This window comes from Rickettsiella endosymbiont of Aleochara curtula, from assembly GCF_964030935.1.
Classification (GTDB): Bacteria; Pseudomonadota; Gammaproteobacteria; order Diplorickettsiales; family Diplorickettsiaceae; genus Aquirickettsiella.
On record NZ_OZ034990.1, the window covers coordinates 1,418,407 to 1,436,855 of the forward strand.

Consider the following 18,449-nt stretch of genomic DNA (forward strand, 5'->3'; position numbering starts at 1 on the left):
GTTGGAGAAAATGGCCAGTTTAAGTAAAATTTTAATTTTGCTTAATATTTATTCCTAATTAAAGAAAATTCTGAATTTAAAAATTTATATAATATGAGTTGGTATGCCAAAAATAGATTTCGTCTTTGCTTCTTTGCTTGAAGATAGCGATTCCCAAAGTAGTTTAATTCCTCAAACGGATGATTCCTCGAGTAAAGTTGAATTTAAGGAAAAATGTTTAATTTCAACAGAATTAATCGGAGTATTTGAGGAAGAGCTTAGAGCTAATCTCCAGACCGTTTTGGGAAAGACCTTGGATAGTTTTGATTTTTTTAAAGAAGAAAATAACAAAGAAGAAAATAGAGATTCAATTTTTGCAGAACACTCTTATAGTAAAATGCCCTAGTGTATATTCAGTTAAAGATAAATTTAACTGACAAATGAATTTAATTGATTTTGTAATTTAGTATGGGTAGCAGTAAACTCCGCTAAACGTTGTCGTTCTTGGTCAATAATTTCGGGCGGTGCTTTTTTCACAAAACCGGCATTTGCGAGTTTGGAATTAGCTCGTTCAATTTCTTTCTCTATTTTAATAATTTCTTTTTTCAAGCGCTGTATTTCAGCATCAGTGTCGATTAATCCTTGCATAGGGATTAGTAACTCTAAGTTCCCAACGATACCCATCGCATGCGTCGCATTTTTTTCTTTTTCAGCTATCCAATTTATTGCATTAATTTTGGCCAGATTCATTATATCGTTTATAAAAATACGACTATTTTCGCGATCTTTCTCATTTCCTTTATAGAGTAGTAAAGGAATTTTTTTACCGGGTGCTATATTCATTTCGCTCCGCATTATGCGGATCGTATGCACGATAGTTTTTAACCAAGTTAAATCCTGCTCTGCAACAGCATCTTTTTTAGATTTATCAAACTGAGGGTAGCTTTGGATCATTAAGCTAGATCCTGTTTTCCCAGCCAAAGGAGCGATGCTTTGCCAAATTTCATCGGTAACAAAGGGCATTAAAGGATGTAGCAAGCGTAAACAAGCTTCTAACACGAAAATTAAGCATAACAAGGTTTCTTGAGATGCCGGCGAGTTTGTGTTAGCTAAAATAGGTTTAGCAAGTTCAACATACCAATCACAATACTCATTCCAAATAAATTCATAAATACTTTGCGCCATCAGATCAAATCGATAATCTTGAAAATGCTTATGCATGGCGGCAATGGTGTTTTGTAATAAAGAGTAAAAAGCGCGGTTAATAGGGAGGGTTAAATTTGCTAATGAATTTAAACTTTTTTGTTCTGTGGTATGCATCAAAACAAAACGTGACGCATTCCAAAGTTTATTGCAAAAATTTCGGTAACCTTCGGTTCTATTTAAATCGAACCGTATGTCACGAGTGGGCGAAGCCAATGCGCAATATGTGAATCTTAAAGCATCGGTCCCTAAAGCAGGAATACCTTGTGGAAATTGTTGCCTAGTAGCGTGTTCAATTTTTTTGGCCATTTGTGGCTGCAATAAACCCTGAGTACGTTTTGCCAGTAAATTATCTAAGCTAATACCTAATATTACATCGAGAGGATCTAAAACGTTGCCTTTCGATTTTGACATTTTTTGACCTTCATGATCACGTATCAAGCCGGTAACATACACTTCTTTAAAGGGAACTTTACCGGTAAAATGCAATCCCAGCATTAACATACGCGCTACCCAAAAAAAGATAATGTCAAATCCTGTAACTAAAACATTAGTCGGATAAAAAATTTCTAATTCTTTAGTAGATTGTGGCCAACCTAAAGTGACAAAAGGCCACAGTGCTGAGGAAAACCAAGTATCGAGCACATCTTCATCTTGTTTAAGAGTAACTTTAGGATCTAGGGAATATTGCTGACGAATATTTTTTTCATCTTTGCCCACATAAAATTGACCGTGTTCGTCATACCAGGCAGGAATTCTATGTCCCCACCAAAGCTGACGACTAATGCACCAATCTTCAATATTTTCTAGCCATTGTAAACAAACCTTGCGCCAAGTTTCTGGAATAAAGTCAAGTTGTCCTTGATTAATCGCTGAAATAGCGGGTTTCGCCAAGGGTTGCATCGACATAAACCATTGATCAGTAAGATAAGGTTCGATCACCGATCCTGAACGATCCCCACGCGGAATTTTTACCAGGTAAGCTTCTTTTTTTTCTAATAAACCAAGTTGTTCTAAATCTTTGATGACTTTTTTTCTTGCAGTAAAGCGTTCTAAACCGCGAAAATTTTCTGGCACCTGCTCATTAAGGTGTGCATTAGGTGTAAAAATATTAATGCTAGTTAAATGATGTCTTTGTGCCGTTGCATAGTCATTAAAATCATGTGCGGGGGTGATCTTTACGCAACCACTTCCAAATGTGGGCTCTACTGATGTATCGGCAATTATTGGAATAACACGGCCTGTCAATGGAAGTTTTATTTGTTTACCGATATAAGATTGATAGCGTGGATCATCGGGGTGTACTGCTACAGCGACATCGCCAAATAAGGTTTCGGGTCGAGTAGTGGCAACTAATAAAAAATCATCGCTATCTAGTAATGGATAGCGGATAGTCCATAAGTGGCCTTGTTCTTCTTGGTTGATAACTTCTAGGTCAGAAACCGCTGTTAAAAGTTCCGGATCCCAATTAACTAAACGTTTACCGCGATAAATTAAATTTTGCTCATATAAATTAATAAATACTTTCTCTACTGCTGCTGAGAAATCAGCATCGCGCGTAAATCGCTCTCGTGTCCAGTCTATGGAGGCGCCCATATAACGTAATTGTTCTGTGATCATGCCTCCGGATTTCTTTTTCCATTCCCATATGGCTTCTACAAATATTTCACGTCCCATGTCATGTCGAGATTTTCCTTGAGCTAGCAATTGACGTTCTACCACCATTTGCGTAGCAATTCCTGCATGATCAGTGCCCCCTTGCCACAAAACGTTTTTCCCACACATGCGTTGATATCTAATTAACGCATCCATCAAAGTTACTTGAAAACCGTGACCCATATGCAAACTTCCCGTGACATTAGGCGGTGGAAGTACGATGCAGTAGGGTTCACCTTGGCCACTAGGTTGAAAATAGGAATTCATCTCCCATTGTTTTCGCCAATGAGCTTCTATCTTTATTGAGTCATAATTTTTATTTATCATGATGGACTTATATTATGCGTGGTTACCTGGCAATTCTGTGCTTTATAAAATTTATATTTCTGGCGTGATTGATATTTATTTTCTTTTTGTTCCGATACAACTTCAATAATACGCGAGAACTCAGGAAAGTAGCTTGGAACTTCATGGCTGAGATTAAATAAAATCTCGGCGTCTAGTTCACTGGGTTTATCGATGGCAATATTAACAGGTAACATCGGGTCGAAGGCTGAATTAATTCCTAAGTAGCAATGAGGAATAAAACTAATATCACGAAAGGTCCAAAGTATTTCATCTAAACGTTGCCCTTCCTCATCCAAATTAACCTTTATATAAATTCTTTTTTGCAGAAGATAGGCTTTATCGACTAAGCGGCAGATAAAGCGGTAAACATCTTCTTGCGCAAGTGTATTTAATAAATAAAAGTCAACAGTTGGATTTGGCATATGATTTATAAGGTATAGGTTAAGATGAATAATCTTCAGGATTATTGTCTGTTAGAGTTTGTTTAGTGTGTATAGGCTTGGTGTTGGACTTTTTCGTTGCGGCTAACATTCCGGGGTCACGTGCTTTTTCGGCGAGTTCATTGAAGGGATGTATTTTGGCATATTGGATAATCTGATAGGCATAAGGTAATCCTTTTTGAAGATTTTTGGTTTTATATAATGAAAGCGCGCAAGACTGAATATCCAATCTCGGATTATTAGCCGCTAAGGATTGGCATTGTAAGCGTAATTTTTCTAAAATTTGTGTCGCAACAACCAAGTTTTTGCAAGGTCTAAATAAATCGGAGGCATGAGCGCCAATTTCTGGAAGCCATCGACTAGAAATCTGCATCAAGCCAATATCTAGGTTTTTCCCTGATGCGATTTGAGTACTTGTAAACTTTACGGCGGCTGGTATCGTTTTGAAGGTCTTAGTATCGCCTTCAACAGTAACGACGAGTGGATTATTTTGTGTTCCGGTTTGTATCATGGCATAGGGAATAGAGTTGTCAGTATATAGACTGCAAGCTAAAACTAGTGTTACTAAATCCATGATGATGCCCCAATCAGTATACTCTTCACGCTGGAATTCTTATCTAAGTGCCACTCAATTTGGAATTCTCTTTGCAGCACTTGTCAAAAATCGCATTGCTGAGTATATAAAATAAGTTGTTTTCTTAAATAAGAAATATACCCAGGCTTGCCTTTGCTTGGCAAGAGATTTGCGAAAATAAAGACCTAACCAATAGCTGAAAGACGCTAAGATAAGGTATTTTTTGAGTAAAAACTTACTGCTAACCCGGGGGCCAACGCAGTGCGCGCCCCCCTAGTAGATGTAAATGTAAATGAAAAACCTCTTGGCCGCCATCCTTATTACAATTGAAAACAGTTCGATACCCGGCTTGCGCAATACGAGCTTTTTTAGCTAAATGACGTGCGACTTGCATGATGTTACCTGCCAGCAGCGTATCATCTTCTGTCAGATCATTTAGCGTAGCGATATGTTTTTTGGGCAGAATTAATTGATGAACAGGGGCACGTGGATGCCTATCATTAAAAGCAATGATAGCTTGGTCTTCATAAACAATATCAGCAGGAAGCTCTTTTTTAATGATTTTACAAAAAATACAATCCATGATGCCTGGGCTGGCCTAAGTCAAGTAGTTGATTTATTATTATGCTTTAAAAATAGAATTTTAGGAAATATAAAATTATGAATGCGCTGGTAAAATTAGGTCCAGGTAAAAAAGTCCCCGATGAAATAAATGTGGTGATAGAAATCCCTAGCCATAGTGATCCGATTAAATATGAGGTTGATAAAGAAACAGGTGCGCTACGCGTGGATCGCTTTTTAGGGACAGCAATGTACTATCCTTGTAATTACGGTTATGTACCTTCTACTTTATCAGAAGATGGTGACCCCGTTGATGTGTTGGTAATAGCGCCATTCCCATTGTTAATAGGCTGTGTGATTTGTTGTAGACCGATTGGTATGTTAAAAATGGAAGATGAATCAGGTGTCGATGCTAAAATTTTAGCGGTGCCTATCGATAAGTTATCCTCCTTGTATCACCAAATAAAAACTTGGCAAGACTTACCGGATCAACTTACACAAAGTATCCAACATTTTTTTGAGCATTATAAAGACTTAGAACCTGGAAAGTGGGTTAAAGTCACAGGTTGGGTAGGGCCTGATCAAGCAAGAGTTGAAATTACTGCGAGTATGGAGCGATATAAAGAATAGTTATACTATCTTTAATTATTTAAAAACTAATAATAAAGTTTTTAACTTCCTTTGGTTAATAAACCTAATTAATTTTAGCAAAAATATCGCTTGAAACTGCTTGCGTTAAAATGAGACACTTTAATTTGTAGTTGGCAATTAAAGTGCATGCTCATGGATTTGACATTGGATGAAATAGGATATTGGTTAGCGCTTTACACCGTTCCGCGCTGTGGTTTAAACACGGTTTCGATGCTCTTAAAAAGGTTTGCTAACCCAAAAGAAATTTTATTAGCCTCGTACCAAGAATTGCTTAATACGGGCGTCAGTCCAATTCTAGCTAGTAACTTGCAAAAACCAGATTGGAAAAGTGTAGAGCTTAGCTTACGTTGGGTAGAACAACCTCAAAGACATATTTTACATTGGGGGGATTTGCGTTATCCAGCATTATTGCGTGAAATTTCTTCTCCACCGTTGATTTTATTTATTGTGGGCGAGTTGTCTCTTTTGCAGCAACAAACTTTGGCCGTAGTCGGTGCTCGCAATCCTACATTTTCAGGCTTAGAAATTGCCCATCAAATCGCTCATGAATTAAGTGATCAGGGATTTGTTATTATCAGTGGCTTGGCGAGAGGTATTGATGGTGCTGCACATCAAGGCGCTTTGTTAAGAAACGGTTCAACCATTGCTGTATTAGGTAGTGGACTTGAATATATTTACCCAGCTTGTCATCAAACCTTAGCCATGGATATAGTGGAAAAAAGAGGAACGCTGATCTCTGAATTTTTTCCATACGCTTCACCCAAGGCAGAATATTTTCCTAGAAGAAATAGGATAATTAGTGGTTTAAGCCTAGGTGTTATTGTGATAGAAGCATCGCTACGGAGCGGGTCATTAATAAGTGCTCGTTATGCCTTGGAACAAGGTCGAGAGGTATTTGCTGTTCCAGGTTCTATCCGCAATCCCTTAAGTCAAGGCTGCCATGCCTTATTAAAAGAAGGAGCTACTCTGGTGGAGACCTATCAGGATATTACACAAGCGCTTTCATTTTTACCGAAACTGGCTCATAGTTGGGCTGATGAAGTCGCATCGACTAAGTCCCATAATGCGGGGGATTTTGTTAACAAAAAGGAGACTGAAGGGATACTTTATGCTAATCAGAATGCTAATCTGGAGGGCGTTCTCAATCATGAGGTCCCGCAAAGCCAACCGACTCAACTAAAAAAGGATCTATGTGGACTTGATTCGCAGGATACAAAGCTTGTAGAGTGCCTTGGATTTGAAACGACAAGTATCGATATATTGATGGCGAGAACTGGCTTAACTATCGATAAATTGCTAGCTCGTTTGTCGACACTGCAATTACAAGGGTATATAGACGTGGTTCCTGGGGGCTACGTGAGGAAATAAAATGGCAAAAAATCTATTGATTGTAGAATCGCCCGCTAAGGCTAAAACAATCAAAAAATATTTAGGTAAAGACTTTGAAGTGTTGGCTTCCTATGGCCATGTTCGCGACCTGATACCTAAAGAGGGCGCTGTGAATCCAGATCAGGGTTTTGCTATGCAATATGCTCTGATTGAAAAGAATGCCAAACATATGGATATGATTATTAAGGCTTTTAAGAATGCCGATGCATTATATCTTGCGACTGATCCGGATCGTGAAGGAGAAGCCATCGCTTGGCATATTTACGAAATTCTAAAGCAAAAAAAATTGCTAAAAAATAAGCCGACTTATCGAGTAGTATTTCACGAAATAACAAAATCAGCAGTTAATGCAGCGGTGGCAAATCCACGTCATATTGCTATGGATTTGGTAAATGCACAACAAGCACGTCGAGCATTGGATTATTTGGTCGGTTTTACGCTATCGCCTTTACTATGGAAAAAAGTTCGTCGCGGTTTGTCTGCAGGTCGTGTTCAAAGTCCCGCCTTACGATTAATCGTTGAACGTGAAGAAGAAATCGAAGCTTTTAAATCTCAAGAATATTGGACAATCACGGCTAATAATAAGTCGGATGAAAAACTTTTTGTGGCGCGTTTAATCCAATATCAGCAAGAAAAGCTTAATCAATTTAGTATTACTACCGAAGAGCAAGCCACTGCCATCAAAGAAAATTTGCAACAACTGGCACAGGGTTATTTACAGGTTATTAATGTTGAGAAAAAGCAACGTAAACGCAATCCTGCGGCGCCTTTTACCACATCGACTTTGCAGCAGGAAGCCGGCCGAAAATTAGGATATACAGCCCAGCGAACCATGCGTCTTGCGCAACAGCTCTATGAAGGTGTTGATGTTGGTGAAGGTTTAGTGGGGTTGATTACTTATATGCGAACGGATTCTGTGCATTTATCCAACGAGGCTATAATATCGATACGTGAACTTATCGTGCAACGTTATGGGGAGAAGGATTTACCCGAAGCTCCTCGACATTTTCGTACTAAAAGTCGTAATGCACAAGAAGCACATGAAGCTATTCGGCCGACCCACGTAGAATTTTCACCTGAGGAGCTTAAAAAACATTTAAGCCCTGACCAATTTAGATTATATGAGCTTATTTGGAAACGTGCAGTAGCCTCGCAGATGATGCATGCCACCATTGACACGGTTGCTGTCGATTTAAGTGCAAAAGCAGCTAAAGATCATTGTTTTCGAGCCAACGGATCGACTATCGTGCATGCGGGTTTTATGGCAGTTTATTTAGAAAGCTATGATGATAGCAAGTCTAAATCAGATGATGATAGAGCAAAATCCGAAGAAGAAAGTATGTTGCCACCCTTAAAGATAGGCGATCAAGTTAATCTTATGGATATTAGTGCCGATCAACATTTTACTGAACCACCTCCACGTTATAGTGAAGCAAGTTTGGTCAAGGCGCTAGAAGAACGAGATATTGGTCGGCCTTCAACCTATGTGCCTATTATTTCAACCTTACAACAAAGAGAATATGTCACGCTCGATCAAAAAAGATTTAAACCGACTGACGTCGGTAGGATAGTGAATAAATTTCTTACGCGTTATTTTATGCAATATGTTGATTATGCATTTACGGCGCGATTAGAGGATGAGCTTGATCAAATTTCTAGGGGAGAGAAAGAATGGATCCCTTTACTACAAGATTTTTGGACACCATTTAAAACATTGATTGAGACCACTGAGGAAACGGTACAACGAAAAGATGTAACTCAAGAAGCGTTAGATGAAGCTTGTCCTAAATGTGGTAAAACCTTATCAATACGTTTAGGTAAGCGCGGTAGATTTATTGGTTGTTCAGGATATCCAGAGTGTGATTACACGCGAAATATGGAAGGAGAAGTTACTACAGTAAGTGAGCCTGAGGTTGTACAAGATCGTTTATGTCCTGATTGTGGGCATGCTTTACATATAAAGATTGGTCGTTATGGGAAGTTTATAGGTTGTAGTAACTATCCTAAATGCAAGCATATTGAGCCTTTAGAAAAACCAGCAGATACAGGAATAGAATGTCCCGAATGCCATAAAGGCACATTGCTTAAGCGCAAATCTAGGTATGGTAAAATTTTCTTTTCTTGTTCTACGTATCCTACTTGCACGTACGCAGTGTGGAATGAGCCTATCGAACAAGCCTGCCCGCGTTGTGCTTGGCCAGTGATGACGATTAAAACAACCAAACGTCGAGGAACTGAAAAAGTTTGTCCTCGTAAGGAGTGTGGGTATGCTGAACCTATGTCAGAAGCTGCAGAAAGATAGATGATCTGCATGCTACAACTTAATTAATAAGCTCGTCATGGCGAGGCCGAGACGTTAGCGAGGCCGTGGCCATCCATGGATTGCCACGCACTACGGCGCTCGCAATGAGGAAAAATGCTTTAGGTTTAATAGAGGCTGAAGCAAAAAAAGCTAAAATTTTGCTTTAACTTCACAAAGTAATTCACCTTTGGCAAGCCTAGTAATAATTTCCTGACCCGGTTTTATTTCCTGGCTATCACGCAGGATTTTTTTGCTTGCAGCATCACTTACTATTGCATATCCACGGGCCAAACTAGCTAAAGGGCTTATGGCTTGCAATGTACGAGACAAACCCAAGAGCTTTTGCTGACGTATTTGTAATTGGTTTTTTATACTTAAATTGAGGCGCTGGGTTAATTCATCACAATGCTGAAATCCATCTTGTAATCGTTGCTGGGGATGACGTAAGCGTTTGGTTAGATTTTCTAGATTATGCTGATAACTTTTTAATAAGTATTGGATAGTTTTAATGAGATGCTGGAAGATTTTATCTAATTGCTGTTGGTATTCATGTCTATCAGGGCTCGCCAATTGTGCGGCCATAGTGGGCGTAGCTGCACGCACATCAGCAACAAAATCGGCAATAGTAAAATCTGTTTCATGCCCAATAGCACTTATAAGTGGTAATTCACTTTTAAAAATTGCTCTCGCCACGTTTTCTTCGTTAAAAGGCCATAGATCTTCCAATGATCCTCCGCCCCGAGCCAAAATTAAAGTTTCACATTCCTTACGTTGATTCGCGGTGTTTATCTGTCGCACAATTTGTGCTGAGGCACTTTTTCCCTGAACTAAAGAAGGGTATACAATGATATTAATGGCTGGAAAACGATGCTTAAGAACAATGCAGATATCGCGTAATGCAGCACCTGTTTCTGAACTAATTACGCCTATTGTGCTAGGAAACTTAGGTAGGGGTTTTTTATGTTTTGGATCAAATAAGCCTTCTGCGGCAAGTTGACTTTTTAATTTTTCGAACGCTTTACGTAAAGCTCCTTCACCCGCAGGTTCAAATTGGTCAACGATTAATTGAAACTCTCCACGCGCTGGATACAGGGAAATTTTGGCACGAGCTAAGATTTGCATACCATTTTTTGGTTGACTGTCTTTATAACGTTGTCGACCATTGAAAAGTGCACAGCGTACTTGAGCATTTTTATCTTTTAAAGAAAAATACCAATGCCCAGAACTAGGACTGGCGAAATTAGAAATTTCACCTTCTACCCAAATAGGTAAAAATGCATCTTCTAATAGATCTTGAACCATTTGATTGAGTTCGGAGATGCTATAAATTGTTTCTTTAGACATATACCGTAAATCCAGTCAGATGAATAAATTTAAGAGGGAGCCTTTAATGATGCTAGGCTGAGACAAGAAGCACTGTTTTTTGAGTATCGTAACGGAGCATACACGTAGTATGTGAGTAACGAAACACAGAAAAACAGTGCTTCTTGGCCACGTGCCATTAAAGGTCCTCTCTAACTTATGATTTGTCTTCTGACATCAATAATATTAGGCACTTGTTTGATGCGATCTAAGACTTTTCCAAGTGAAAGTAAGCTGGGTATTTCAATAGTTAGTTTCATATACACCTTGGGGTCGGGTTTATCACTGGCTAATGTTAATGCGACTAAATTTAATTTTTCATTAGCAATCAGCGTAGATACATCACGCAGTAAACCAGGTCGATTGTATGCTTCAACGCAGATATCGACTGGATAGACTTGACTAACAGCTAGGCCCCAGTCAGCGTCTACTAAGCGATTTTGTTTTTCCGGCTCGAGATTGAGTAAATGCATACAATCATCACGATGCAAAACTATGCCACGACTTTGAGTAATGAATCCTCGGATAGGATCTCCTGGAACTGGTTTGCAACAGCCCGCAGTCTGCGTTAACAAGTCGGTAACGCCAGCTATACTAATACCTTCTGGTAAGCTGCTACGAGGTTTACCTAATAAAATTTCAGGTTGGACCAAGCTTGAGGCTAATTGTTTTTCTTGCGATTGTATCGCATTTAAAAGTTGAGCAGGCCGTAAATCACCACTGCCTAATGCGGCAATCATTTCTTTTTTGGTCTTAAAATGAAGTTTGTGCGCTAACTTCTCAGGATCGAGCGTTGTTAATCCTAAGCGTTGAATCTCTTTATTAAACAAATCTTCGCCATGGAGTAAATGTTTTTCATAATCTTGAGTTTTAAACCAATGATGGGCTTTTGCTTTAGCACGAGCGGTGTATAAATAGCCTAAATTTGGATTTAACCAATCTAGGCTCGGATTTCCTTGTTTTGCAGTAAGAATTTCGATTTGCTCACCAATTTTTAATTGATAAGTTAAGGGAACAATAGCGCCATTAATTTTTGCTCCTCGGCAACGATGTCCCACCTCACTATGAATATGATAAGCAAAGTCCAAAGGTGTTGAACCTTTCGGTAGATCAAGGATATCTCCATTAGGTGTAAATACATACACTCGATCATCTAAAACAGTCGTGAGACCCGGTACCGTCGCTTTGCCACGTTTTACTAGTTCTTTTTGCCACTCTAATACTTGGCGGAGCCAGGCGATTTTTGTTTGATAACTTTCTTTTTGTTGTTGAGCAGTTTCTTTATATTGCCAATGCGCTGCTAAACCATGCTCGGATTCTTGGTGCATTTGATGAGTGCGAATTTGGATTTCAAGTATTTTTTGGCCAGGACCTGAAACAGCGGTATGAATAGAACGATAACCATTGGATTTTGGTGTCGCGATATAATCATCGAACTGTCCTGATACAGGTGCCCACAAGCTATGAATAATACTTAAAACATTGTAGCAGTCCTTAACAGTATTGACTAAAATGCGGATGGCATTTAGGTCATACAGTTCTTCAAATTTTAATTTTTTTTGTTGCATCTTTCTGTAAATACTATGGATATGTTTTACGCGTCCATATATTTCAAAGTTATGTAGTTGAGCATGATCTAAAATTTTTCGTAGTTGAGTTAAAATAATTTGTACATAGGATTCACGATCGATCAATCGTTCATGAAGGAGTTGGGCGATCTGTGCATATATTTTCGGTTCTAGATAATGTAAAGAGAGATCTTCTAGTTCCCATTGCAGTTGACCTACGCCAAGACGATTGGCTAAAGGAGCGTAAATATCCAGGGTTTCACGTGCATAGACTTGGCTTACTTTTCGGTCCAACATATCTAGCGTGCGCATGGTAGCGGTGCGTTCTGCAAGTTTAATGAGAACAACGCGCATATCTTCTACCATGGCAAGTAACATTTTTCGAATATTTTCTAATTGGGTTTGATGTAGATTAGCAGCGGTACTGGCAATACGAATGGCATTCATCTGTTTAGCGCCTTCGATAATTTTAGCCACATTTGGCCCTAGATGTTCGTAGACCGTTTCTAAACAGAGTTCAGCATAATTTACGCAACTATAAATTAAGGAAGCTGCAATGGTCTCTTTATCAAGATGCAAATCTAACAGAATCTCGGCCATGGTAAGGCCCTGTTGTAAGCAAGAGACATGTGTGGGCGTTGTTTTTGCTTCCCCCACAATTTGACTTAAAATAGAAGCTTGTCGAATTAATTTGAAATCTTCTTGGCTACGTTGCATTGCGGCATGGTGTAGCCACGTTTCTAAATTAATACTGCCATCATTATTTAGGTAGAGCGAATTTTTTATTTTAACCATTTTCAATTATCCTTATTTTTAGTTTGTAGCTCTAAAAAAATTAGAAAAATCAACTAGTTTATTTGTATAAATTTTTTGGACTAATTTTATACATAACTTCTAGCCAAAAACTCACAAATTCGATTTTCTAATAAGCGATAGCCTCCTTGATTATTTTTTCCAGGAACAGGATCGTTAATTAAAATAGAAAAAGCTAGAACTTGATTATTAGCGGTTCGAACATAACCGGCTAAGCTACTTATTCCATGCATGCTTCCCGTTTTAGCATGTATTCTACCGAGTGAAGGGCCGCCTAGACGATGTTTTAACGTACCGTCTATCCCTGAGCGAGGTAAGGATTCAAAAAGCAAATCGCTATCAGGTAATTGTGTATAAGCGAAATTTAACAATTTAACGAAGGCATTAGGCGTGACTATATTATTGCGCGATAAACCAGAGCCATCGACCATGACTAGATGCTTGAAATCAATATCTGTTTTGTTGGCGAGAATAGCCTGCACGGCATTTCTACCAGTTTTCCAACTACCTTGCACTGAAAAGTACTTTTCCCCTAGTTTTTTTAATAAACTATCAGCAATAAGATTATCTGACTTTTTTAACATATTTTTTATTAAAAAAGCAAGTTCAGGAGAGCTGTTTTCGGCTAATGTCCTAGCAAGAGGGGGGGTTCTCCCATAAACTAAATTTGAATAACGGATGGAGTATTTTCTTAATAATCCAGCCACAATATCGTAAGTAGCCAAATTTGGATTTTGTAAGGCGACTGCAAATGATAAAGGGCCCATCTTCGGGGAAAGATATCCCCTTAAGGTATAGTGGTTTTTGCTAGCTGCATTTGGCTTTAAATCTAGAGAGTAACTTCTTTGTCTTAAACGCTTAGTAACTGCTTGGTTATCGATAACTATACCTAAATTGCTATTACTTTTAGTGACAGTAGGATGTAATAAGTGTTGATTAGCTTTAACACTAAGACTAAAACAATTGCGATTGATGATAGTCGCCGTTACCGGAGCGGCATAGCAGAAAATTCTGTCGTCAATAACACGCCCTGGAGGCCAGGTGCTGCGATCGATTACTGTATCATCAATAACAATATTTCCTTGCACCTTATTTATATGTTGTTCATTTAATGTTTCTAACATGTCCTTGAGATCTTCGAGCGTTAAGTAAGGATCGCCGCTGAACTTTATGTATAGGTTTCCAGTTAAAACGCCATTACGAATCGACGCGCCGGGGTTAGTTAAAAAACGAGTTTTAAATTGGAAATGCGGCCCCAAATAATCTAAAGCGGCAATTCCGGTAAATAATTTTAAAGTGCTAGCAGGGACAAAGCCGCGATTGGCATTATATTGATAAAGTACTCTTCCTGTTGATAATGACTGTATGGAAACACCGGTGTTAAAGCCTTTAAAATGACTTAATATGTTATTTAGGTTTTGCTGGATGGATGTTAAGGAGACATCCTGGCCATTTTCATCATAATAGGCAAAACTTTTCATCGGGCTTATTAAAAAGAGAACAGTGGAAAATATTCCAATCAAAAACCAGAAATTCTTAAGAAATGTACTGTTTAGTTTATTCATACAACCTATTTAGTAAATAAACAAATTGCTTCGCTATGATGAGTTTGCGGGAACATATCCATTATTCCGGCTTGTTCTAAACTATAGCCTTGTTTTACTAATTCCCCTGCGTCTCTAGCAAGACTAGCAGGATTACAGGATACATACACAATACGCTCAACATTCCAATGTGCAATTTGCGAAATAATCTCCAAAGCTCCAGAGCGGGGTGGATCCAATAGAATTTTGTTGAAAGTTTGTTGAGCCCAAGCCTCTTTTAATATAGGGGCTGTCAAATCAGCTGTATAAAATTGTGTATTGTTAATTGAATTGTGTCTAGCATTGGCTTTTGCCCGCTCCACGAGTTCGGCATATCCCTCAACGCCTACGACGAATTGGCATCGGGTGGCAAGGGGTAAGCTAAAATTACCTAATCCGCAGAATAAATCCAATATCCGATCGCTGAAATTAGGTAAGAGCAATTCCATAGCTCGCTGTATCATCGCTTGGTTGATGTCCGCGTTAATCTGGACAAAGTGTTTAGGTTCAAATAAGAGTTCTAAAGGCAGATAACCCTTATTTTCCAAACGATAACTTAGCAATTTAGGATCTTCTGGCCAAATACAGTGAGTACTACTTTCATTGCCAGGCTGCAGGTAAAGTTGTATATGATGTTGTTCGGCAAAGGTCTTGAGTTGTATTTGATCCGAGATGCCTAAAGGGGTGAGATGTCGGAAAACCAAGCCTATGATGTCATCCCCGATTGCTACTTCAATTTGTGGGATAGCTTGAAAGGCATTTAATTTGTGAATAAGTTGCTGTAAAGGGAGTAAAAGCTGACCAACTCTTGGATCTAATGTTTTGCAAGCTTGTAATTGTGCTAGATAGCGACCATTTTTTTCACGAAAGCCAACCAGCACGGTTTGCTTTTTAGCTACGTATTTAACCCCTAGGCGTGCCCGTCGGCGATAGCCCCAACTTGGGCCGGTAAGTGGCGATAGCAATGATTTGGGCTTAATTCCGGCAAAATGGTTAAGTTGTTCGATGAGTGTTTTTTCTTTGTGTTGCAGCTGAGCTTGGTTACTTAAGTGTTGTAAGCTGCATCCACCACAACTATCGTAATGCAGGCAACCCGGTTGGATTCTATCTGTTGACGCTTTAAGTATCTGAATAGATTTTGCTTCGTCATGCGAACGTCGCTTTTTGGTATAGGCGATTTGAACGCTTTCTCCAGGTAATGCATTTTCTATGAAGGTAATTTTACCATTGATATGGGCAATGCCCCGGCCTTCATGCGAAATGCCAGTAATAACAACAGGGGCAGTATCGGTAGATAAAGTTTTTAAATTTTCCATGCTTGTATAAATTGTTTAAAATGAGGTTTATTTTCTTCAGCAATCGTTTCACGGACATAAGCACACTCTTTTTGATAAGTTTCAAAAGAGAAATTTCCGCGTATCAATTCAAAGCGAAGATAAATTAGATAGGTATTTAACACATCTGTTTCGCAATAATTTCGGATGGCTTCTAATTTACCCTCTAAAAAATAATCCCAAACTTGGCTACCGTCCATACCTAGCTTTCCGGGTAAACCTAACATGACAGCAATTTCCGTTAAAGGAGCATTTGCACGGCCTTGATAAGCCGCTAAAACATCCATTAGGTCGGTATGACGATAGTGATACCGGCTTAAATAATTATTCCAGCGGAAACTGTTATCATCATTACCTACATTCCAATAGCTAGGGCTACTAATTCCGTATAATAATGCCCGATAGTGTAAAACGGGTAGGTCGAAGCCGCTACCATTCCAGGAAATCAAAATAGGTAAATATTTCTCAATACATTTGAAAAACGCTTCTATAAGGGCAGGTTCCTCTGAATTAATATTACCCAAGGACCCTATTTTAAATTGATTATTAGTGCGTAAGGCAACAGAAATTGCCACGATGCGCTGCAAATGATGAGCAAGCCATCCAGAGTTGCCGGTTTTTTCTTGACGTTTTGCTAGCATAATTTCGGCGACTTCACGATCGCTTTTTTCATTATCTATGTTATAAAGAATTCGTCCATTTTTTACATCAGGAACAGTTTCAATATCAAAAACAAAAGTATTCATAAGATCATCATAGTCACAGAGGTTAGGGATAAAACCCCTTTAATGTAAAAGACCCTACGTATTTTGTCTCTTTTTATAGTAGACTTCTTTCGAAACTTTGTAGATATACCGCTGGTACTTGAAGATGCGAAACTTTCGCATTCAGGGCGAACGGCATATCCCGATCATTTGACGGGGTTGCAAAAATCAGAGAGTGATAAAAGCATATTTTTAGACTTCTGGCTAGTCTGGATCTGGCTTATAGATGATGTTTAGACACCTACTTGAGATAAAAATAGAACATGAGAATTATTTTATTAGGGGCACCTGGGGCAGGAAAAGGTACCCAAGCAAAATTTTTAACGATTTATTACCGTATTCCTCAAATTTCTACCGGAGATATGTTACGCGCTGCCGTGAGTCAGGGTACGCCTGTGGGTCTGCAAGCCAAAGCTTTAATGGATTCGGGCCAGTTAATTTCTGATAAAGTTATTATTGAATTGGTTGAAGCGCGTATCCAACAAGCAGATTGTGTCAATGGTTTTTTGTTTGACGGGTTTCCACGTACTTTACCGCAGGCAGAAGCGATACGAGCTAACGGAATTTGTATTGATTTTGTTATCGAAATCAAGGTAGAAGATGATGAGATCGTAAAACGCCTTAGTGGGCGACGTATTCATCCTGCCTCAGGACGTATTTATCATACATTATATAATCCACCAAAAATTCCCAACAAAGATGATGTAACCGGAGAAGAGCTTATTCAACGTAAAGATGATACCGAAGCAACGGTACGGGAACGCTTACGCATTTATCATCAACAAACTAAACCGTTACTTTGTTATTACGAGGAGTGGCAGCGTCGGGGTGATCCGGGTGCGCCCTGTTATATTTCAATTAATGGCCATGCTGATGTTGAAGAGGTGCGTAGACATATTTTTGCAGCGCTAAAAGAAAACATGAATAGATAATTAATTAGCAGATAAAGAAGTTAAGCGTTTTAAAAATTGGCTTAAATCTTCTGGTAATTGAGCATTTAGCTTTATTGTTTCCTCTATTGACTGTAAAGTAAATTCAAGCTGGCTAGCATGTAAGAAAAGTCGTTTGCAACCTAATTGACGCATCTTTTTATTAATTTCTTTATCGCCATATTTTTCATCTCCAATGATGGGATGCTTGGCGAATTGGGCATGAACGCGAATTTGATGCGTACGTCCAGTAATAGGCATTGCTGCGACTAATGTAGATTCAGCATAATAATGTTGTACAGAAAATTCAGTTAAGGAATTTTTACCCTCTGTTTGGACACGTACAATGCGTTCTCCTGATTGCAATTGATTCTTATATAGAGGCGCGTCCACTTTTAGTAACGATTTAGGCCAATGTCCTGAAACCAAAGCAATGTAGGTCTTTTTAATCTCACCTGAACGTAATAATTCATGTAGTTCCTTTAAAACACTACTTTTTTTGGCAACTAATAAACAACCTGACGTATCGCGATCTAAGCGGTGGACTAATTCTAAGAATTTTAACTGCGGTCGCAACAAACGTAAGGCCTCAATAATTCCTAAATGTATACCGCTGCCACCATGGACAGCAATTCCGCTAGGTTTGTTGAGGGCTAAAAAATGTTTATCTTCAAAAATAATTGCTTTTTCAAGAAGTACTGCTAGTTTTTCATTTAAAATATTTTTTGTTGTGGGTGGGGCAAGTCGTAATGGAGGGATCCGAATAATATCTCCTTCTCGTAGGCGATAATCCGGTTTTACCCTTTTTTTATTGATGCGTAATTCGCCCTTTCGTATGATTCGATAAAGGCGACTTTTAGGCAGACCTTTTAAGCGCGACATTAAAAAATTGTCGAGTCTCTGGCCTGAATGGTCATTGGTTACAGTTAAGTGTTGAATAGTTTGCACAATATCGTTAATCTAGCATAAATCTAGCACATCTTTCTAATTATT

General features: G+C 38.8%; 15 protein-coding genes. 5 read left to right on the forward strand and 10 right to left on the reverse strand.

Annotation, left to right across the window (positions count from 1 at the left end):
• Nucleotides 1-103 precede the first annotated feature (103 nt).
• On the forward strand, nucleotides 104-385 hold the full coding sequence (locus AAHF87_RS06330) for a hypothetical protein (protein WP_342147665.1): 282 nt from the start codon (nucleotides 104-106) through the stop codon (nucleotides 383-385).
• 23 nt (nucleotides 386-408) lie between these two features.
• Here the strand turns inward: AAHF87_RS06330 and AAHF87_RS06335 are convergent, their stop codons facing one another.
• The 4 genes from AAHF87_RS06335 to AAHF87_RS06350 form a co-directional block, all read right to left on the reverse strand.
• Complete coding sequence (locus AAHF87_RS06335) at nucleotides 409-3,162, reverse strand: valine--tRNA ligase (RefSeq protein ID WP_425288014.1); 2,754 nt, start codon at nucleotides 3,160-3,162, stop codon at nucleotides 409-411.
• Nucleotides 3,162-3,608 carry a DNA polymerase III subunit chi gene (locus AAHF87_RS06340; protein ID WP_342147667.1) on the reverse strand — a complete coding sequence of 149 codons (447 nt, stop codon included), beginning with the start codon at nucleotides 3,606-3,608 and terminating at the stop codon, nucleotides 3,162-3,164. The genes AAHF87_RS06335 and AAHF87_RS06340 overlap by 1 nt, the downstream gene beginning before the upstream one ends.
• A gap of 19 nt (nucleotides 3,609-3,627) precedes the next feature.
• Nucleotides 3,628-4,200, reverse strand: coding sequence for a transglycosylase SLT domain-containing protein (locus tag AAHF87_RS06345; RefSeq protein WP_342147668.1), 573 nt, complete (start codon nucleotides 4,198-4,200; stop codon nucleotides 3,628-3,630).
• Nucleotides 4,201-4,441: 241 nt separating this feature from the next.
• The gene (locus AAHF87_RS06350) at nucleotides 4,442-4,783 is read right to left on the reverse strand and encodes a histidine triad nucleotide-binding protein (RefSeq protein WP_425288004.1); all 342 of its coding nucleotides are present in this window, start codon (nucleotides 4,781-4,783) and stop codon (nucleotides 4,442-4,444) included.
• Between the two features lie 77 nt (nucleotides 4,784-4,860).
• On the opposite strand from AAHF87_RS06350, the gene ppa reads away from it, so the two are divergent.
• From ppa to topA, 3 genes are all read left to right on the forward strand, one after another.
• Nucleotides 4,861-5,391: an inorganic diphosphatase gene (ppa, locus tag AAHF87_RS06355; RefSeq protein ID WP_342147669.1), complete on the forward strand. Its 531-nt coding sequence runs from the start codon at nucleotides 4,861-4,863 to the stop codon at nucleotides 5,389-5,391.
• 147 nt (nucleotides 5,392-5,538) lie between these two features.
• Entirely contained in the window at nucleotides 5,539-6,780 is a 1,242-nt protein-coding gene (dprA, locus tag AAHF87_RS06360) for a DNA-processing protein DprA (RefSeq protein WP_342147670.1), read from the forward strand.
• Nucleotide 6,781: 1 nt separating this feature from the next.
• Nucleotides 6,782-9,103, forward strand: coding sequence for a type I DNA topoisomerase (gene topA, locus AAHF87_RS06365; RefSeq protein WP_342147671.1), 2,322 nt, complete (start codon nucleotides 6,782-6,784; stop codon nucleotides 9,101-9,103).
• Nucleotides 9,104-9,253: 150 nt separating this feature from the next.
• On the opposite strand, the gene xseA is transcribed toward topA, so the two are convergent.
• The 5 genes from xseA to AAHF87_RS06390 all read right to left on the reverse strand — a co-directional run bounded on the left by xseA (nucleotide 9,254) and on the right by AAHF87_RS06390 (nucleotide 16,509).
• Entirely contained in the window at nucleotides 9,254-10,447 is a 1,194-nt protein-coding gene (gene xseA / locus AAHF87_RS06370; RefSeq protein WP_342147672.1) for an exodeoxyribonuclease VII large subunit, read from the reverse strand.
• A 170-nt stretch (nucleotides 10,448-10,617) separates the two neighbouring features.
• A complete protein-coding gene (gene relA, locus AAHF87_RS06375) occupies nucleotides 10,618-12,828 on the reverse strand; it encodes a GTP diphosphokinase (protein WP_342147673.1) in 2,211 nt (736 codons plus the stop codon).
• Nucleotides 12,829-12,914: 86 nt separating this feature from the next.
• Nucleotides 12,915-14,327: a D-alanyl-D-alanine carboxypeptidase/D-alanyl-D-alanine endopeptidase gene (gene dacB, locus AAHF87_RS06380; RefSeq protein WP_342147674.1), complete on the reverse strand. Its 1,413-nt coding sequence runs from the start codon at nucleotides 14,325-14,327 to the stop codon at nucleotides 12,915-12,917.
• Nucleotides 14,328-14,416: 89 nt separating this feature from the next.
• Nucleotides 14,417-15,745, reverse strand: a complete 1,329-nt coding sequence (rlmD, locus tag AAHF87_RS06385; protein WP_342147675.1) for a 23S rRNA (uracil(1939)-C(5))-methyltransferase RlmD — start codon at nucleotides 15,743-15,745, stop codon at nucleotides 14,417-14,419.
• Entirely contained in the window at nucleotides 15,733-16,509 is a 777-nt protein-coding gene (locus tag AAHF87_RS06390; protein WP_342147676.1) for a 3'-5' exonuclease, read from the reverse strand. The genes rlmD and AAHF87_RS06390 overlap by 13 nt, the downstream gene beginning before the upstream one ends.
• 281 nt (nucleotides 16,510-16,790) lie before the next feature.
• Between AAHF87_RS06390 and adk the strand changes: the two genes are divergently transcribed.
• Nucleotides 16,791-17,459, forward strand: coding sequence for an adenylate kinase (adk, locus tag AAHF87_RS06395; protein ID WP_342147677.1), 669 nt, complete (start codon nucleotides 16,791-16,793; stop codon nucleotides 17,457-17,459).
• Here adk and rluC read toward each other — a convergent pair whose 3' ends face one another.
• The gene (gene rluC / locus AAHF87_RS06400) at nucleotides 17,460-18,404 is read right to left on the reverse strand and encodes a 23S rRNA pseudouridine(955/2504/2580) synthase RluC (protein WP_342147678.1); all 945 of its coding nucleotides are present in this window, start codon (nucleotides 18,402-18,404) and stop codon (nucleotides 17,460-17,462) included. It abuts the gene before it with no gap.
• Nucleotides 18,405-18,449: the final 45 nt, after the last annotated feature.